15 protein-coding genes and 1 pseudogene are annotated in these 16,106 nt (G+C 61.1%); 11 read left to right on the top strand and 5 right to left on the bottom strand.

Annotation, left to right across the window (positions count from 1 at the left end):
* Positions 1-170: 170 nt before the first annotated feature.
* The 3 genes from trpA to ACS3QZ_RS07350 all read right to left on the bottom strand — a co-directional run bounded on the left by trpA (position 171) and on the right by ACS3QZ_RS07350 (position 2,058).
* On the bottom strand, positions 171-962 hold the full coding sequence (gene trpA, locus ACS3QZ_RS07360; protein WP_456037244.1) for a tryptophan synthase subunit alpha: 792 nt from the start codon (positions 960-962) through the stop codon (positions 171-173).
* Between the two features lie 111 nt (positions 963-1,073).
* Positions 1,074-1,559 (bottom strand): acyloxyacyl hydrolase, encoded by a 486-nt coding sequence (locus ACS3QZ_RS07355; protein ID WP_456037243.1) that lies wholly within the window; start codon positions 1,557-1,559, stop codon positions 1,074-1,076.
* A gap of 76 nt (positions 1,560-1,635) precedes the next feature.
* Positions 1,636-2,058, bottom strand: coding sequence for a VOC family protein (locus ACS3QZ_RS07350; RefSeq protein WP_456037242.1), 423 nt, complete (start codon positions 2,056-2,058; stop codon positions 1,636-1,638).
* Positions 2,059-2,151: 93 nt separating this feature from the next.
* Between ACS3QZ_RS07350 and ychF the strand changes: the two genes are divergently transcribed.
* Positions 2,152-3,249 carry a redox-regulated ATPase YchF gene (ychF, locus tag ACS3QZ_RS07345; RefSeq protein ID WP_456037241.1) on the top strand — a complete coding sequence of 366 codons (1,098 nt, stop codon included), beginning with the start codon at positions 2,152-2,154 and terminating at the stop codon, positions 3,247-3,249.
* Positions 3,250-3,376: 127 nt separating this feature from the next.
* On the opposite strand, the gene ACS3QZ_RS07340 is transcribed toward ychF, so the two are convergent.
* Positions 3,377-4,222, bottom strand: a complete 846-nt coding sequence (locus ACS3QZ_RS07340; protein ID WP_456037240.1) for an ankyrin repeat domain-containing protein — start codon at positions 4,220-4,222, stop codon at positions 3,377-3,379.
* A gap of 355 nt (positions 4,223-4,577) precedes the next feature.
* Between ACS3QZ_RS07340 and ACS3QZ_RS07335 the strand changes: the two genes are divergently transcribed.
* The 4 genes and pseudogenes from ACS3QZ_RS07335 to ACS3QZ_RS07320 all read left to right on the top strand — a co-directional run bounded on the left by ACS3QZ_RS07335 (position 4,578) and on the right by ACS3QZ_RS07320 (position 7,922).
* Entirely contained in the window at positions 4,578-5,495 is a 918-nt protein-coding gene (locus tag ACS3QZ_RS07335; protein ID WP_456037239.1) for a branched-chain amino acid ABC transporter permease, read from the top strand.
* Between the two features lies 1 nt (position 5,496).
* Positions 5,497-6,480: a branched-chain amino acid ABC transporter permease gene (locus tag ACS3QZ_RS07330; protein WP_456037238.1), complete on the top strand. Its 984-nt coding sequence runs from the start codon at positions 5,497-5,499 to the stop codon at positions 6,478-6,480.
* Positions 6,473-7,237, top strand: coding sequence for an ABC transporter ATP-binding protein (locus ACS3QZ_RS07325; protein WP_456037237.1), 765 nt, complete (start codon positions 6,473-6,475; stop codon positions 7,235-7,237). Before ACS3QZ_RS07330 ends, ACS3QZ_RS07325 begins: the two co-directional genes overlap by 8 nt.
* Positions 7,234-7,922 (top strand): annotated as a pseudogene (locus ACS3QZ_RS07320) (ABC transporter ATP-binding protein). The gene ACS3QZ_RS07325 and the pseudogene ACS3QZ_RS07320 overlap by 4 nt, the downstream one beginning before the upstream one ends.
* 13 nt (positions 7,923-7,935) lie before the next feature.
* Here the strand turns inward: ACS3QZ_RS07320 and ACS3QZ_RS07315 are convergent.
* Positions 7,936-8,610, bottom strand: coding sequence for a GntR family transcriptional regulator (locus tag ACS3QZ_RS07315; protein ID WP_456037236.1), 675 nt, complete (start codon positions 8,608-8,610; stop codon positions 7,936-7,938).
* A gap of 198 nt (positions 8,611-8,808) precedes the next feature.
* Here ACS3QZ_RS07315 and ACS3QZ_RS07310 point away from each other — a divergent pair, with 198 nt between their 5' ends.
* From ACS3QZ_RS07310 to ACS3QZ_RS07285, 6 genes are read left to right on the top strand one after another with little or no spacing between them, the layout of a single operon-like run.
* The gene (locus ACS3QZ_RS07310; protein ID WP_456037235.1) at positions 8,809-9,963 is read left to right on the top strand and encodes a Gfo/Idh/MocA family protein; all 1,155 of its coding nucleotides are present in this window, start codon (positions 8,809-8,811) and stop codon (positions 9,961-9,963) included.
* Positions 9,964-9,997: 34 nt separating this feature from the next.
* Positions 9,998-11,011 carry a TRAP transporter substrate-binding protein DctP gene (gene dctP / locus ACS3QZ_RS07305; RefSeq protein WP_456037234.1) on the top strand — a complete coding sequence of 338 codons (1,014 nt, stop codon included), beginning with the start codon at positions 9,998-10,000 and terminating at the stop codon, positions 11,009-11,011.
* Positions 11,012-11,037: 26 nt separating this feature from the next.
* Positions 11,038-11,643: a TRAP transporter small permease gene (locus ACS3QZ_RS07300; RefSeq protein ID WP_456037233.1), complete on the top strand. Its 606-nt coding sequence runs from the start codon at positions 11,038-11,040 to the stop codon at positions 11,641-11,643.
* The gene (locus ACS3QZ_RS07295; protein WP_093089918.1) at positions 11,640-12,935 is read left to right on the top strand and encodes a TRAP transporter large permease; all 1,296 of its coding nucleotides are present in this window, start codon (positions 11,640-11,642) and stop codon (positions 12,933-12,935) included. The genes ACS3QZ_RS07300 and ACS3QZ_RS07295 overlap by 4 nt, the downstream gene beginning before the upstream one ends.
* A 5-nt stretch (positions 12,936-12,940) precedes the next feature.
* Positions 12,941-13,828 (top strand): shikimate dehydrogenase, encoded by an 888-nt coding sequence (locus ACS3QZ_RS07290; protein ID WP_456037232.1) that lies wholly within the window; start codon positions 12,941-12,943, stop codon positions 13,826-13,828.
* 10 nt (positions 13,829-13,838) lie between these two features.
* Positions 13,839-15,725 (top strand): bifunctional sugar phosphate isomerase/epimerase/4-hydroxyphenylpyruvate dioxygenase family protein, encoded by a 1,887-nt coding sequence (locus ACS3QZ_RS07285; protein WP_456037231.1) that lies wholly within the window; start codon positions 13,839-13,841, stop codon positions 15,723-15,725.
* Positions 15,726-16,106 lie beyond the last annotated feature (381 nt).

The following is a 16,106-nucleotide window of genomic DNA, read 5'->3' as shown; positions in this document are numbered from 1 at the left end:
CCGGAGATGAAAAACGCGGAAATGGCACACACCGATTAAAGCTCACTGCCTGCCGACTTGAGCGACCGAAGCCTAGCAGGCGCGGGGAATGGATCAAGCGATTTGTGTGAGAGGAGACGCGCGCTGCCCGGCGGCGTGCCACAGCACGCCTTGGTTTCGGGCAATGGAGATTACGCCGAATGGGCGCCGTCCGAGAGGGTCTTTACGAAATCCAGCACTTCGGCTACGGGTTTGCCCGCGCCGATCTGACCGACGATGGCCGAGCCGACCACGGCGCCGTCCGCGACGGAGGCAATAGCGCGGGATTTCTCGGGCGTGTTGATGCCGAAGCCGACGATGACAGGCAGGTCGGTGCTTGCCTTGATGCGGGCCACTTCGGGGCCGACATCGGTTGCCTCGGCCTCGGCCGAACCGGTGATGCCGGTGATCGAGACGTAATAGACGAACCCGGACGTGTTCTGCAGCACCTTGGGCAGGCGTTTGTCATCCGTGGTGGGCGTGGCGAGGCGGATGAAGTTCATGCCCGCGGCCTGGGCCGGGATGCAGAGTTCTTCGTCCTCTTCCGGGGGCAGGTCCACGACGATCAGGCCGTCGATGCCCGCCGCCTTGGCGTCGGTCAGGAATTTGTCCACGCCGCGCGAATAGATCGGGTTGTAATAGCCCATGAGCACGATCGGGGTGGTGTCGTCGGTCTTGCGGAACTCGGTCGCGAGGTCGAGCGTCTTTTGCAGGGTCATGCCGCCATCAAGCGCGCGCTGACCAGCAAGCTGGATCGTGGGGCCGTCGGCCATGGGATCGGTGAAGGGCAGGCCCAGTTCGATCACGTCGACCCCAGCGCCGGGCAGGCCTTTGACGATCTCGAGCGAGGTGTCATAGTCGGGATCCCCCGCCATCACATAGGCCACGAAGGCCTTTTTGCCAGCGGCCTGAAGTTCTGCGAATTTGGCGTCGATACGTGTCATCGGCGGGTCCTCGTCATTGATCCTGTCCCATGTGCCGCATGCCACGGGGGAAATCAATCCCGCCTGCGCCGCTTGGGCCGAATTGCCGTTGAAAGGGCGGGTCGGGCGCGCTCAGAAACTGCGGTGATAGCGCAGCAGCAGAGAGTTGACGCCGGGATTGGTGGCAGAGATGCTGGCGTTGGATTTGTGCACGATGGCCAGCGACAGCGCGGAGCGGTCGTTGATCCTGTGGCCGATGCCGAGCAGGCTGCGGAATTCGAGCTTGTGCCCGAGGTCGTTGAAGGGATTGCCCTTGAAATAGGCGCCGGGCATCAGGCTGCCTTCGACAAACCAGCTTTCGTCAAAACCATAAGTGGCCACCAGCCCGCCGCCAAAGAAGAAATCGTCTTCGGCATCGTAAGAGAGCATGGCGCCCCAGCCAAGGTTGAGGCGATTCCGTTCGAGAAAGGGGCGGTGATGGTATTCGACTTCCATCAGGGCCGCATCTGCGGCGGTACTGTCGAGAAAGTCCGAATACCCGAGGCCCAGAATAACTTCCTGTGCCCCGGCCTGCGTGGCCAGTAGCAGGCCCGTCAGAACGAAAGCATGTCTTTTCACCGATGATCTGCTCCATGCTCAGAACCAAGTTATCTTTTGAATATTAATGCGTTCTGAGACGTCGACAAGGGGGGCTCTATTGCGGCATGGTTTCGTCTTCCGGGTAGACGCCGATCATCCAGTTCGTCCCGAACTTGTCGCGCAACATGCCGAAGGCGGGGGCATAGAAGGTGGGGCCGTAGGGCATGATGATCTCTGCGCCATCGGACAGTTTGTCGAAAATGGCCTGACCGGCCGCAACAGAGGGAACCGGGTGGTTGATTGACACGGAGTCCTGGGCCGGGACGGGGGTGCCGGGCATGCCGTCTGCGGCCATCAGGCATTGGTCGCCAAGCATGATATGCGCATGCATCACCCGGTCGGACGCGGGCAGGCCCTCGTCTGCGGGGGCGTCGCTGTAGCGCATGATCTGGATTTCGGTGGCTTGGAATACATCGGCGTAAAAGTTCATGGCGGCCTCGGCGGTGCCATCAAAAGTAAGGTAGGGAATAAATGTCATTTGGGGTCCTCCATGGGGGGCAGGCTAACACGTGGCTTGCGCCGCCCCCAAACACTGCATATTAGCACCACGAGATTGTGACAGGAGGCCGACATGGGTTTCAAAATGGGGATCGTGGGGCTGCCCAACGTGGGCAAGTCGACACTGTTCAACGCACTGACCAAGACGGCCGCGGCGCAGGCGGCGAATTTTCCGTTCTGCACGATTGAGCCGAACGTGGGCGAGGTCGGCGTTCCTGACGCACGGCTGGACAGGCTGGCGGCCATTGCCGGGTCCAAGCAGATCATCCCGACACGCATGACATTCGTGGACATTGCCGGGCTGGTCAAAGGCGCGAGCAAGGGCGAAGGGCTTGGCAACCAGTTCCTTGCCAATATCCGTGAAGTGGACGCGATTGCCCATGTGCTGCGCTGTTTCGAAGACGGCGATGTGACCCATGTCGAGGGCCGGGTGAATCCCGTCGAGGACGCCGAGACCATCGAAACCGAACTGATGCTGGCTGATCTCGAGTCAATCGAGAAACGCCGCGCCAACCTCGTGCGCAAGCTTAAGGGCAACGACAAGGAAGCCCAGCAGCAGGACCGTCTTCTGGCCGCAGCGCAGGCGGTGCTGGAAAATGGCCAGCCAGCCCGCGTGGTCGAGGTGGACGCGGAAGACGCCAAGGCGTGGAAGATGTTGCAGCTTCTGACCACCAAGCCGGTGCTTTACGTGTGCAACGTTGGCGAATCCGAGGCGGCCGAAGGCAATGAGCATTCGGCCAAGGTGGCGGAAATGGCCGCATCGCAGGGCAACAGCCACGTGATCATCTCGGCCCAGATCGAGGAAGAGATCAGCCAGCTTGAAGACGACGAAGCCGCAATGTTCCTTGAGGAAATGGGGCTGGAAGAGGCCGGGCTCGACCGGTTGATCCGCGCGGGCTATGACCTGCTGCATCTCGAAACCTATTTTACTGTCGGCCCCAAGGAGGCGCGTGCCTGGACCATCCGGAAGGGCATGCTGGCGCCGCAGGCAGCAGGTGTGATCCACGGGGATTTCGAAAAGGGCTTCATCCGCGCCGAAACCATCGCCTATGACGACTTCATCGCCTGCAACGGCGAACAGGGGGCCAAGGAAGCAGGCAAGATGCGCGCCGAGGGCAAGACCTATGAGGTCAAGGACGGGGATGTCATGCATTTCCTGTTCAATACATAAGCGGGATCACAACCTGTTTGAAAGGGCGCTGATCAGGCCCATCCCTTTGCGGTAAGTGGTGCAAGTGAGAACCTTGACGGCTCGAAGCGCAATTGCGGCTTTGAGCCCAAAGCGGTCAATTCAATAATCAAGGTAGTGGAATTGGACTATCGCTAAGGGTTCTGATGTAGGCAATGATATCTACCCTGTCCTGCTCGACAGCAATTCCGTCAATGTCCATTCTGTTGCCGGGAATCGAAACTCTGGGGCTCGCGATAAATGAATTTAACGTGTCAAAATCCCAATGTCCGCCCCGATTGGCCAGAGTTGGAGTGTACTCAAAGTCCTCAGATGAGCCTACTTCCCTGCCTAAAACGTCCCACAGGGGGGGACCGTCCTTTTGGTCTTGCGTAGGCTGTGCTTCCATGTGGTGGCACTGGCGACAAGCGCCTGCCAGAAGGCGACCACGCTCAATATCGGCCGATGCAAGCAAGTGTGAAACGCTAGGATAGGACCTTCCGTCGGGGACACCTGATGCGATAAGCATGTCCTCAATCACCTTGTGCCCCCGAACGCGGGCTAAGTGCAAGGCCGTACCGATCCAAGGGTCAACGAATGACGCATCAACACCCGCGTCAAGCAGGATACGAACGATGTCTGCATGGCCGTTACTGGAGGCCACGTGAAGTGGGTAGGAGTAATTGAATTCAGTTTCTGCGTCTGGGACTGTGTAACTAGGATCAGCGCCACGTTCCAAGAGAGCCAGCACAACGTTTGTCCGACCGAAGCGTGCAGCGACCACCAATGGTGACGAGCCCTTGATGCGGGCGCCGGTGGTGCTTGGCAGGTCAACGGGAACTCCTTTGTCAATTTCCGCCTGTACTTTGGCAACGTCTCCTTTGCGCGCCATTAGATGAATCATCTCGGCAGATACCGCCGTACCCAAGACCAAAAACGCGCAGGCAGCTGTAAAACAGAGTGATCTTAGTTGCATGCTGAACTCCCCCACTCGCTGGGGAGATTACCGAATAGCGGGTTTCACATCAAGTTTTCGTCGTTTGTCGGCGTTGTCCGCGTAACCGACATCCGTCGCCGACAGTTCCCGAAGAAATTTTCGGGAGCTGCTTTTCGACATGGCGCCATGCCCACAATGCGTTCGGTCAGACGCTGCACCATTTATCGCAAAGGGCTGGTGATCGGGCGCCCTTTCTTGTTGGAAAATGCCACAGTTCCGCGCCGTTCTGGATGCTTGTGGCGGGCGGGGTGTTGAAATCCCGTAAGGAAAAAGGGCAGAACCGTTGAAAGAAAATCACGCGCCCTGACGCGCGGGTCCGGGGGGATGGACAGCCGTGAGCACGGTTCTATTGATCGAACAGACACTGAACGGGCTGCAATTCGGGGTCATGCTGTTCCTGATGGCGGCGGGGCTGACGCTCATTTTCGGGGTCATGGGGCTTATCAATCTCGCGCATGGGTCGCTCTACATGGTGGGGGCCTTTGCCGCTGCGGGTGTGGCGGCGGCGACGGGATCGTTCCTGTTGGCATTGATCGCCAGCCTTGTCGCGGCGGCGATTGCCGGGGTGATTGTCGAGATGACGGTGATCCGGCGGCTTTATGACCGGGATCATCTGGATCAGGTGCTGGCGACCTTTGCGCTGATCCTGATTTTTTCGGAGGGTACACGTTGGGTGTTCGGCTCGTTCCCTCTGTTTCTCGATAAACCGGAGTGGCTCTCGGGCACAGTGATGCTGCCCTTCGGGATCGAATACTCGCTGTACCGGCTGACGATCATTCTGGTCGGGCTGGCAGTGGCGGCGGGTCTGTTCTGGATGATCGCGCGCACGCGGATCGGCATTCAGATCCGGGCCGGGGAGAATGACCGCGAGATGATCGGGGCGCTGGGCGTGAATATCTCGCAGCTTTACACGCTGGTCTTCGCGCTGGGCGCGGCGCTCGCCGGGTTTGCCGGGGCGTTGATCGGGGCGATCCAGTCAGTGCAGGTGGGCATGGGCGAGCCGGTGCTGATCCTTGCCTTCGTGGTGATCGTGATCGGCGGGATCGGGTCGATCAAGGGAGCTTTGGTGGGGGCCGTGCTGGTGGGGCTGACCGACACGCTGGGGCGGCTTTTGTTGCCTCAGCTTTTTGGCCTGTTCATGGAACCGTCGGCAGCGACCACAGTAGGCGCTTCGTTGGCGTCGATGGCGATCTATGTCCTGATGGCGGGGGTGTTGCTGTTCAAGCCGTCCGGCCTGTTCGGAGGGGCATGAGATGCGGCGCGAAACGATGCTCAATGCCACCCTGATGCTGATCCTGCTGGGCTTTCCGCTTTGGGCATGGTCGGTGGACGAACCGTTCCTGATCACGCTGAGCACGCGGGCGGTGATCTTTGCCATTGCCGGGGTGGGGCTGAATTTTGCGCTGGGGATCGGCGGGCTGGTGAGCCTTGGCCATGCCGCGTTTTTCGGGATTGGCGGCTATGCGATGGGCATTTTGGCCTATCACGCGCAGACTTATACCGCGTTGATGGAGTGGCCGGTGCTGATCGAGGGCACCAAGTCGATGCCGGTGATCTGGATCGTGGCGATCGTGGCCTCGGCGCTGGTGGCGCTGGGGATGGGAGCATTGTCGCTGCGCACGACGGGCGTCTATTTCATCATGATCACCCTGGCCTTTGCGCAGATGTTTTTCTACTTCACGATCAGCTGGCCCGCCTATGGCGGCGAAGACGGGTTGTCGATCTATGTGCGCAACGGGTTTCCCGGGCTCAATATGATGGACCCGATCCAGTTCTACGCGATCTGTTACGTTTGGCTGGTAGTCGTGCTGTTCCTTGTGCACCGCGCGGCCAAGGCGCCGTTTGGCCTGATGCTGAGCGCGGCGCGTCAGAACGGGGCGCGGGTGCAGGCGGTGGGGCAGGTGCCCTATCGGCTCTATCTCGTGGCGTTCACGATTTCCGGGGCGATCACCGGGCTGTCCGGGGCGCTGTTTGCCGATCTCAACCGCTTTGTCAGCCCGACCATGTTCAGTTGGCAGACCAGCGGCGAAATCATGGTGTTCGTGATCCTTGGCGGGGTGGGGCGCATCTTTGGCCCGGTGGCCGGGGCGGCGCTGTTTATCCTTTTGGAACATGTGCTTGGGGGCTTGAGCGAATACTGGCATGTCTATCTCGGCGCGATCCTTCTTGGGGTGGTTCTGTTTGCGCGGGGCGGTCTTTATGGCCTGTTCGCGGGGCGGGAGGTGGCGCATGACTAAGCCGGTTCTGAAGGTCGAAGGCATCAGCAAGGCGTTTGGGGCGTTGCAGGCGAGCAAGGGTATCACGCTTGATTTGCGACAAGGTGAGATTCATGCGCTGATCGGTCCGAACGGGGCCGGGAAATCGACGTTGATCCAGCAGATCACGGGCGGGTTGGCGCCGGATGCGGGGCGGGTGGTGTTCGGTGGCAAGGATGTTACCACGTACAGCACCGCGGCGCGGGCGCGGCTGGGCATGGCGCGGACCTTTCAGATTTCATCGCTGGCGATGGAATACACGGTGTTGCAGAACGCGGTATTGGGAGCACTGGGCGCACGCGGCGGTGTGTTTCGGTTCTTCCGCCCGGTGATGAAGGACAAGGCGTTGCTTGCAGTGGCGCGCGATGCGCTGGCGCAGGTCGGGCTGGATGAGTTCGAGCGGTTCCGCACGTCGGAACTCAGCCATGGGCAGCGTCGTCAGCTTGAAGTGGCGGTGGCGCTGACCCTTAAACCGCGCGCCTTCTTGATGGATGAACCCATGGCGGGGCTTGGGGCGGAAGGCACGCAACGCCTGATGAGGTTTCTGGACGGGTTGCGTGCGCAGGCGCCGATCCTGCTGGTCGAACATGACATGGACGCGGTTTTCGCGCTTGCGGACCGGATCAGCGTGCTGGTTTACGGCGAGATTATCGCCACCGGCACGGTTGAGGAAATCCGGGCGAACCCCTTGGTGCGCAGCGCCTATCTTGGGGAAGAGGACGGGGAGGGCGCGGCATGAGCCTGTTGAAGCTGTCGCATGTGTCGGCCTTTTACGGCGCAAGCCAGGCCCTGTTCGATGTGCATCTGAGCATTGACAAGGGCCAGGTCGTGGCGCTGATGGGGCGCAACGGCATGGGTAAGTCGACCACGGTCAAGGTGATCTCGCGCCTGTTGCGCCATCGCGGCGGGTCTGTGGTGTTTGACGGGCAGGACATGGGCCGCGTACCGGCCTTTCGCGCCGCGCGGGCCGGGATTGGCCTTGTCCCCGAAGGGCGGCGGTGTTTTTCAAACCTGACGGTGCATGAAAACCTGATTGCGGCGGCCCGGCCCGGGGCGTGGGATTTCGCGGCCGTTGCCGGGTTGTTCCCGCGCCTTGAAGAACGGCGGAATCAGGTGGCGGCGTCCCTGTCGGGGGGGAACAGCAGATGCTGGCGATCGGACGAGCCTTGATGACCAACCCGCAGCTTCTGGTGCTGGATGAGGCGACCGAGGGGTTGGCCCCCGTGGTGCGTCAGGAAATCTGGGCGGCGATTGCACGGCTCAAGGCGGAAACCGGGATGGCGATCCTTGTGATCGACAAGTCCATTCGCGAACTGTCACGGGTGGCGGATCACGCGGTGATCCTTGAAAAAGGCGTGTCGGTCTGGGACGGCGCGTTTTCGGCGCTGAGCCCGGAGATCACGGACAGGTATCTCGGCGTCTGAAGAGGGACGGTTTTTACTGTCCGAGTGAGTCAAGCTGCATGGCTTCGAGCGTGTGCGTCAGGCCATTGTGGATATGGGTTTCCAGAAGCTGTGTGGCTTTGTCGGGGTCGCGGGCAAGGGCCGCGTCGAGCATTGCCTTGTGTTCGGCCGCCGCGACTTCGCCCCGAAAGGTCAGCACAAGGAGCTGATACCGCAGGTACCTGTCATAGATCTTGGAGTGCAGGGACAGAAGGTTCGGGGCGTTGCAGGCACGGATCAGCGCAAGGTGGAATTCCCAGTCATAGCGCTTCCAGGATTCCTTTTCACTCTCGTCACCGCTTTGCATCAACAATTCCATGCGATGCAGCTTGTGATGGGCCGCGACAAGGTCGCCTTCCCATTCGGTGTCACCGTTCTCGATGGATTGCCGGAGTGCGTGGCATTCCAGCAGCGCGCGCAGGCTCGCGATTTCGAGCAGGTCTTCCTTGGAGACGGGGGTCACGAAGAAACCACGCTGTTCCTCGGCGGAGACAAAGCCGTCACTTGCCAGACGGTTGAGCGTTTCACGCAAGGTCGAGACGCTCGCGCTGTAGCGCGCCTTGAGTGCGTCGAGCTTCAGCTTCGAACCGGGGGCCAGCGTGCCGAATATGATGTCGCGCTTGATGCGTTCATAGGTTGATGAGCCAACCGTGTGTGGTTGTTTGGCCATGCGGAGCGCCCTGATTATTCAAGAATTTCATATGACGTAACATTTCCTGACAGCATCTACAATTCTTCAAAATATCACCTGATTCAAAAAATATATGATATTATTGATTTGGTCGACTGAAATCGCTAGTCTCCTGTCCAACAAGAGATCGAATCCCGTCAGAGGGGATACATTTGATCCGACTTTGGGAGGTGGCCAATGGTGTCATCCAGAAACAGCGGGACGGCGGGAAAGGCGGGATCTGGCCTGCGCCTTGCCATTGCGGGTATCGGTCTCGTGGGGCAACGCCATGCCGACGCGCTTGATCATGTGGCGGGGGCGACGCTTTGCGCGATTGTCGATCCGAGCGACATGGGAAAGGCCGAGGCCGCGGCACGGAACGTGCCATGGTATGGTGATCTCGAAAGCATGATCCGGGCCGAGGCGCCGGACGGAATCATCCTGTCCACGCCAACCAAGCTTCACGTGGCTCAGGGGCTGGCCTGTGTCGAGGCGGGTGTGCCGGTGTTGATCGAAAAGCCGCTGGCCGATGACGGTGACGCGGCGCGCGTGCTGATCGACCGTGCCGAGAAGGCAGGCGTGGAAATTCTCGTGGGTCATCACCGCCGCCACAACCCGATCATTCGCAAGGCGCATGAATTGATCCGGGAGGGTCATATCGGCACGGTGCGCGCCGTTCAGGCGACCTGCTGGTTCTACAAGCCGGACGGCTATTTCGACGTGGCGCCGTGGCGCAAGAAGTCCGGGGCGGGGCCGATTTCCGTCAATCTCGTGCATGATATCGACCTGCTGCGCCACCTGTGCGGCGAGGTCGTGAGTGTTCAGGCGCAGGCCGCCCCGTCGGTGCGGGGGTTCGAGAACGAGGATGTCGGGGTCGCCTTGCTCAGGTTCGAGAACGGGGCGCTTGGCACGATTACCGTATCCGACAGTATCGTGTCCCCCTGGAGCTGGGAGATGACGTCACAGGAGTACCCGGTGTATCCCGCAACGTCGCAGAGTGCCTACCAGATTGGCGGCAGCCACGGTTCGCTTTCCATTCCCGACCTGACACTGTGGTCGCATGGCGCGGAGCGCGATTGGTGGTCGCCGATTTCGGCAACCTCCATGCCGCGTGGGGCATCCGACCCGCTGGTTAACCAGATGGCGCATTTCGTCGCCGTCATCGAGGGGCGCGAGGCGCCGATCGTGTCCGGGCGGGAAGGGCTGCGCAGCCTGGCCGTTGTCGGCGCGATTCAGGACGCTGCCCGCACACGGGATACGATTCATCTTGTTTCGGAGGCCGTGGAGGCGGCCCGGACGGGGGCGGAGGAGCCCCGCGAACGTAACGGACACCTTGAAAACCCGGCGCAGTAAGACGCCGGAAATCATCATCTTGGGAGGAAAACAGATGATTACCAAATTCACCCGCCGCGCTGCGCTGGCATCATTCGCGGCCCTCGGCCTTGCAGCCGGGGTCGCTGGTTCGGCCCATGCCGCAGGCGACAAGGTCACGATCACGATGGCAACATCCGGTTCGGAAACGGACCAGCGTTCGGTTGCGCTTGCCCAGGTGTTCGCGCCCATGGTTTCAGGCTTTGCCGAGTACAAGCCGGCCTATAACGGAACAATGTTCGCGCAGGGGGCAGAGCTTGAGGCGATTGCGCGGGGCAACCTGACGATGTCGATCACCTCGGCGCAGGAACTGGCGCAGTTCTTCCCCGAGTTCTCGATTTTTGCCACCGGGTACGTGCATCAGGACGCGGCACACCAGGTGCGCGTGTTCAATGACCCGCTGATGGATCCCTTTAAGAAGACGGTGGAAGAGGAACTTGGGGTGAAGCTTCTGTCGGTGATGTATCTGGGGCGCCGCCACGTGAACCTGCGCTTCACGCGGGCCGAAAAGGACATTCAGACCCCGGCCGATCTCGCCGGTGTCAACCTCCGCATGCCGGGCACGGAAGCGTGGCAGTTCCTTGGCAAGGCGCTTGGCGCGTCGCCGACACCGCTGGCGTTCACCGAGGTCTATACCGCTTTGTCGACCGGCGCCGTGGATGGACAGGACAACCCGCTGCCCACCGTCGTGGACAAGAAATTCTACGAAGTGACCAAGCAGATTGCCCTGACATCCCACCTTGTCGACCTGAACTATATCGCGTTCTCGAAAGAGACCTGGGATTCGCTGACACCGGAACAGCAGCTCGTGGTGCAGCGCGCGGCGGATGCAGCAGCCTCTTACGGGCGTCTCAAGCAGCTGGATCAGGAAAACAGCCTGGCCGAGTTCATCCGCAGTCAGGGCGTGGAAATCTACACGCCGGACCTCGCGGCCTTCCGGACCCACGTCCAGTCCCAGTATGTTGGCTCTGAAGCTGCGGCGAGCTGGCCCGAAGGGGTTCTGGATCGCATCAACGCGCTCGGTAACTGATTAATCGGCACGGGAGGGCCAATGTGATGAACATAGTTTTCAACAGGCTCTCCCGTGTTGCTGAATTTATCGCCGCCATGGCATTGGCGGCGGTGTTCGCCACTTTCCTCATCCAGATTTTCAGCCGCTACGCCGCAAAGATCGCCTGGCTCATGCCCATTCCGCCAATCTCGGACTGGATGGCGTCTCTGGAGCCGATCGGCTGGACGGTGAACCTCATTTCACTGCTCTGGGTCTGGATCATCTTCTTTGGCTGCGCCTTCATCGTGAAGGAACGGGACCATGTCACGTTCGACGTTCTCTACCTTGCCGCGCCGCGTGGCGTTCGCCGGGTGCTGGCCTTTGTGTCGGCGCTCGCGCTGATTGCGGCGATGCTCTATTCCTTTCCGGCCACGTGGGACGCAATCTTTGACAACCGATTGATGGACCTCAAGAAAATCCCGACCTTGCGGATGCCGTTCACGGGCGAAAAGATCGCGATCAAGTGGCTCTTTGGGGCCTATATCCTTCTCATGATCGCGACGATCTTGCGCTATTTGTGGCGGCTTTATTGGCTGGTCCGGCACGGACCGCCCAAAACCGAGTTGGAGGAACTGGTCTCGGATGACGCCCACACGGGGGACACACCATGAGCCAGGAGTTGCTTTTTGGCCTGATTGCCCTCTTTGGAATGGCGGCGGTCGGCACACCGGTGGCTTTTGCCATCCTTGTCGGGGTCATTGTCTATCTCGGTATGGCAGGGCAGGATCTTGCCATTGCGGGTCAGACGATGGTGCAGCGCCTGTTCGACGGGTTTCTGCTTTTGGCGGTGCCGTTGTTCATCGTCTCTGCCAATATCATGAATGCCGGATCGATTTCCGATCGGTTGCTGAATTTCTGTATCGCAGTTGTCGGACGGTTCCGGGGCGGGATGGGGCACGTGAACGTGGTCGCGTCGCTCATCTTTTCGGGCATGTCCGGATCGGCCGTGGCCGACGCGGCGGGGATCGGCAAGATCATCATCGAGATGATGGTCAAGAGCGGCAAGTACACGCGCGGCTATGCGGCGGCCATCACGGCAGCCACGGCCACGATCGGCCCGATCATTCCGCCCTCCATTCCCATGGTTATCTATGCGCTGGTTTCCGGGGCGTCGATCAAGGACCTGTTCCTTGGCGGTATCGTTCCGGGTCTTCTCATGGGGCTGGTGCTGATGGGGTTGAACGTCCTGATCTCGCATCGCCGCGATTTCGGACGCGAGGACCCGGTGCCGCTGCGCGCTCTGCCGCGGCTGACCGTGCAGGCGACGCCGGCCCTGCTGATGCCGTTCATCCTGCTCTTTTGCCTTTATAGCGGCATCACCACGCCCACCGAGGCAGCCGCAATTGCCGCGCTCTATGCGCTGGTGATCGCGGCGGGCCTTTATCGCGCGATCAAGGTGAGCACGCTTTATCGCGTTTTCGTGGACAGCGCCCGCGCGTCGGCGTCGGTCGGGCTGGTGATCGGGGCGTCGATGATCCTGACCTATGTCGTGGTTCAGGAAAACATTCCGCAAACGCTTTCGAACGTTCTGGACGGGGCGGACATTCATCCGCTGGTGTTCCTGCTGCTGATCAATGTGCTGGTGTTGCTGCTGGGCTGCATCCTTGATGCGACCGTGATCATTCTCGTGATCGTGCCGCTGTTCATTCCGACCTGTGAAGCGCTTGGGATTGACCTTGTGCATTTCGGGGTGCTGATCGTGGTCAACTCGATGATCGGACTGATCACGCCGCCTTATGGAATCCTGCTGTTCGTCATCAACGCGGTCACGGGCATTCCGCTCCGGGAGATCATCGGTGAAATCTGGGCCTTCCTGGGAGTTCTGCTGCTGGCGCTTCTGGCGATGATCCTGATCCCGGATATCGTTTTGTGGCTGCCGCGCCTGTTCGGCTACCAAGGATAGCGGACATGTCATCACAGATCAAAGCGGGGCTTGTCGGGCATGGGATTGCCGGGTCGCTGACCCCCTTGCTGCACGAGGCCGAGGGGCGCGCGCTGGGGCTGAACTATCGCTATCTGCGCATTGACACGGCGCTGGCCGAACATGCGGGGCGGCCTTTGCGCGACCTGATCTCGATGCTGGAGGACCAGGGGTTTTGCGGTGTGAATGTCACCCACCCCTACAAGGGAGAGGCGGCTGCATTGGCGGACGAGAGTTCGCCCATCGTTGCGGACCTTGGTGCGGCCAACACCGTTGTTTTCAAAGACGGCAAACGCGTTGCGCATAACACGGACTATGTCGGGTTTCGGTCCGCCCTGCAGGAGGCGACGGGGCTGGGCGCGATCAGGTCCATGCTGTTGCTCGGGGCAGGGGGGGCGGGCAGCGCTGTTGCGCTGGCGCTGTTGGATCAGGGCTGCGATCACCTGACGATCTGTGACCCCGCGCCGGGAGCGGCGGAACGTCTGGCGCACAGGCTCAGGGGGCTGAGGCCGGCGCGGCGGGTCGACGCGGTGACGGGACTGGCGCAGCTCGACGCGCAGCTGCTGGATGGTGCGGTGAACGCGACCCCGCTGGGAATGGAGGGACATCCGGGCATGGCGATGGACCCGGCCATTCTGGCGGCGCGGACATGGGTGGGGGATATCGTCTATTTCCCGCTTGAAACCGAATTGTTGAAGCGCGCGCGTGCGCGTCGTCTTAACACGTTGCACGGGGGGCGGATGGCGGTGTTTCAGGCCGTTTCAGCCTTTCACCTGTTGACCGGCCACAGGGCCGATGCGGATCGAATGAGCGCGCAGTTCCAGAACCTTGTCTCGGCCGGTTCACCGCCCGTGCGGGCCAGCGGACCTGCCTGAGGGAGCGACCATGAAGAAGTCTATCGCCACGGTGTCGATCTCTGGCACGCTCCGGGAAAAGCTGGAGGCGATTGCCGCCGCCGGTTATGACGGGATCGAGATTTTCGAGCAGGATTTCATCGCCGATGACGGCAGTCCCGCCGATGTCGGGCGGTTGGTGCGGGATCATGGGCTTGAGATCACCCTGTTTCAGCCCTTCCGCGATTTCGAGACCTTGCCGGAGCCGGCCCGGTCCAAGGCATTCGATCGTGCCGAACGAAAGTTCGACGTGATGCAGGAGCTTGGCACCGATCTCGTGCTGGTGTGTTCTTCGGTCCATCCTGCGGCGCTTGGCGGTATCAACCGGGCGGCGGATGATTTTCACGCGCTTGGGGAGCGCGCGGCCCAACGGGGGCTGCGCGTGGGTTATGAGGCGCTGGCCTGGGGGCGCCATGTCAATGATCATCGGGACGCCTGGGAGGTGGTGCGCCGCGCCGACCATCCGAATGTCGGCCTGATCCTGGACAGCTTTCACACGCTGGGACGCAAGCTGGACCCGGACAGTATCCGCGCAATTCCCGGCGACCGGATTTTCTTTGTCCAGCTGGCGGATGCGCCGCTGATCGACATGGACCTGCTTTATTGGTCGCGCCATTTCAGGAATATGCCCGGCGAGGGTGATCTTGACGTGACCCGGTTCATGCGGGCGGTTATGGCGACGGGGTATGGCGGGCCGATCAGCCTGGAGATTTTCAACGACCAGTTTCGCGGGGGCAATCCGCGGTCGGTTGCCAAGGACGGGTATCGTTCGCTCGTGGCGCTCATGGATGACGTTGTCCGCACGGAGCCGATGCTGGGGCTCTCGGAGGCGGGTATTCCGCCGCGCGTTCCCGCCGAAGGGGTGGCCTTTGTCGAACTGGCCTCGCGCGGCTCTGAGGCGAAAGCACTGGTCGGGGACCTTGATGCAATGGGGTTCGAGAAGGTCGGTCAGCATCGGAGCAAATCCGTCGCGCTGTGGCGGCAGGGGGATATTCGCATCGTCGTGAACGAGGAAACGACGGGCTATGCCGCCGCAAGCTGGAACGCGCGCGGCACCAGCGTGTGCGATATCGGGCTGACAGTGTCGGATGCGCAGGCGGTGGTGACGCGGGCTACGGCGCTGGGGGCGGAGCTGTTCGAACAACCCATCAGCGAGGGGGACCTCGCCATTCCGGCGGTGCGTGGGCTGAGCGGGTCGGTGCTGCATTTCCTCGATGGCAGTTCCGATCTCTCGCAAGTGTGGCGGACAGAGTTCGATGCCCCGGAAGATGCGCCTGCCGGCGCGGGGCTGACCCGCATCGACCACATAGCACAGACCATGAGTTACGAGGACATGCTGAGCTGGTCGCTGTTCTACACAACCCTGTTCGAGATGAAGAAGGCCCCCATGGTCGACGTCATCGACCCGTACGGGCTTGTGCGCAGCCAGGCGGTGGAATCGGGGAACGGGGCGGTCAAGATCACGCTGAACGGGGCGGATACCCACCGAACGCTCGCGGGCGCTTTTCTTGCGGATACGTTCGGGGCGGCGGTACAGCATATCGCCTTTGCCACGGATGACATCTTCACGACGCTGGAACGGTTGTCCGCGCGCGGATTCGCGACCCTGCCCATTTCGCCGAACTACTATGACGACCTTGCTGCCCGGTTCGATCTTGCTGACGGGCTAATCGGGCGGATGAAACGGGCCGGGGTGCTCTATGACGAAGAAAACGGCGCGCCCTTTTTCCAGAGCTATTCGCGCAGTTTCAGTGGTGGATTGTTCGTTGAGATCGTTCAACGGTCGGAGGGGTATTCGGGCTATGGGGCCCCCAACGCTCCGTTCCGGATCGCCAGCCAGAAACGCCTGTCACGCGGGAAGGCCATGCCAAAGAGGTAGAAGACCCCTGGCCGGGCGATTGGTTGAAAAGGGCGTTTGAGAGGCGCCGTGCGAAGAAGCGGAACTGCCGAAGGAAATCCGGTTCAAGACCGGACGCGACCTGTTGAACTGAGGGACCGTACCTGAATTCCAGCGTTTGCAGACGGACACTGCTCCGGCCACTCGGGCGACCCGGCTGCTTGTTCTGCTGATCTAGGAGAAGGTGGCTGGGTGGGAGGAATCCTTGCCGCCCGATGATTGCTATCGGTTTCTCGAGATGAGGGGGATATCTGGGGCGGTTGCTGGGGCATTTGAGGGTCGCTGGAGCCCCGCCAGAGGGGCCTAAAGCCTCTCCAGAGAGCCGCCAAAGCCCAGTCCGAGCATCGCCAGAGCCCAACCTGA

Source organism: Shimia sp. W99 (assembly GCF_053851455.3).
This window is presented reverse-complemented; position numbering and strand designations above follow the sequence as displayed.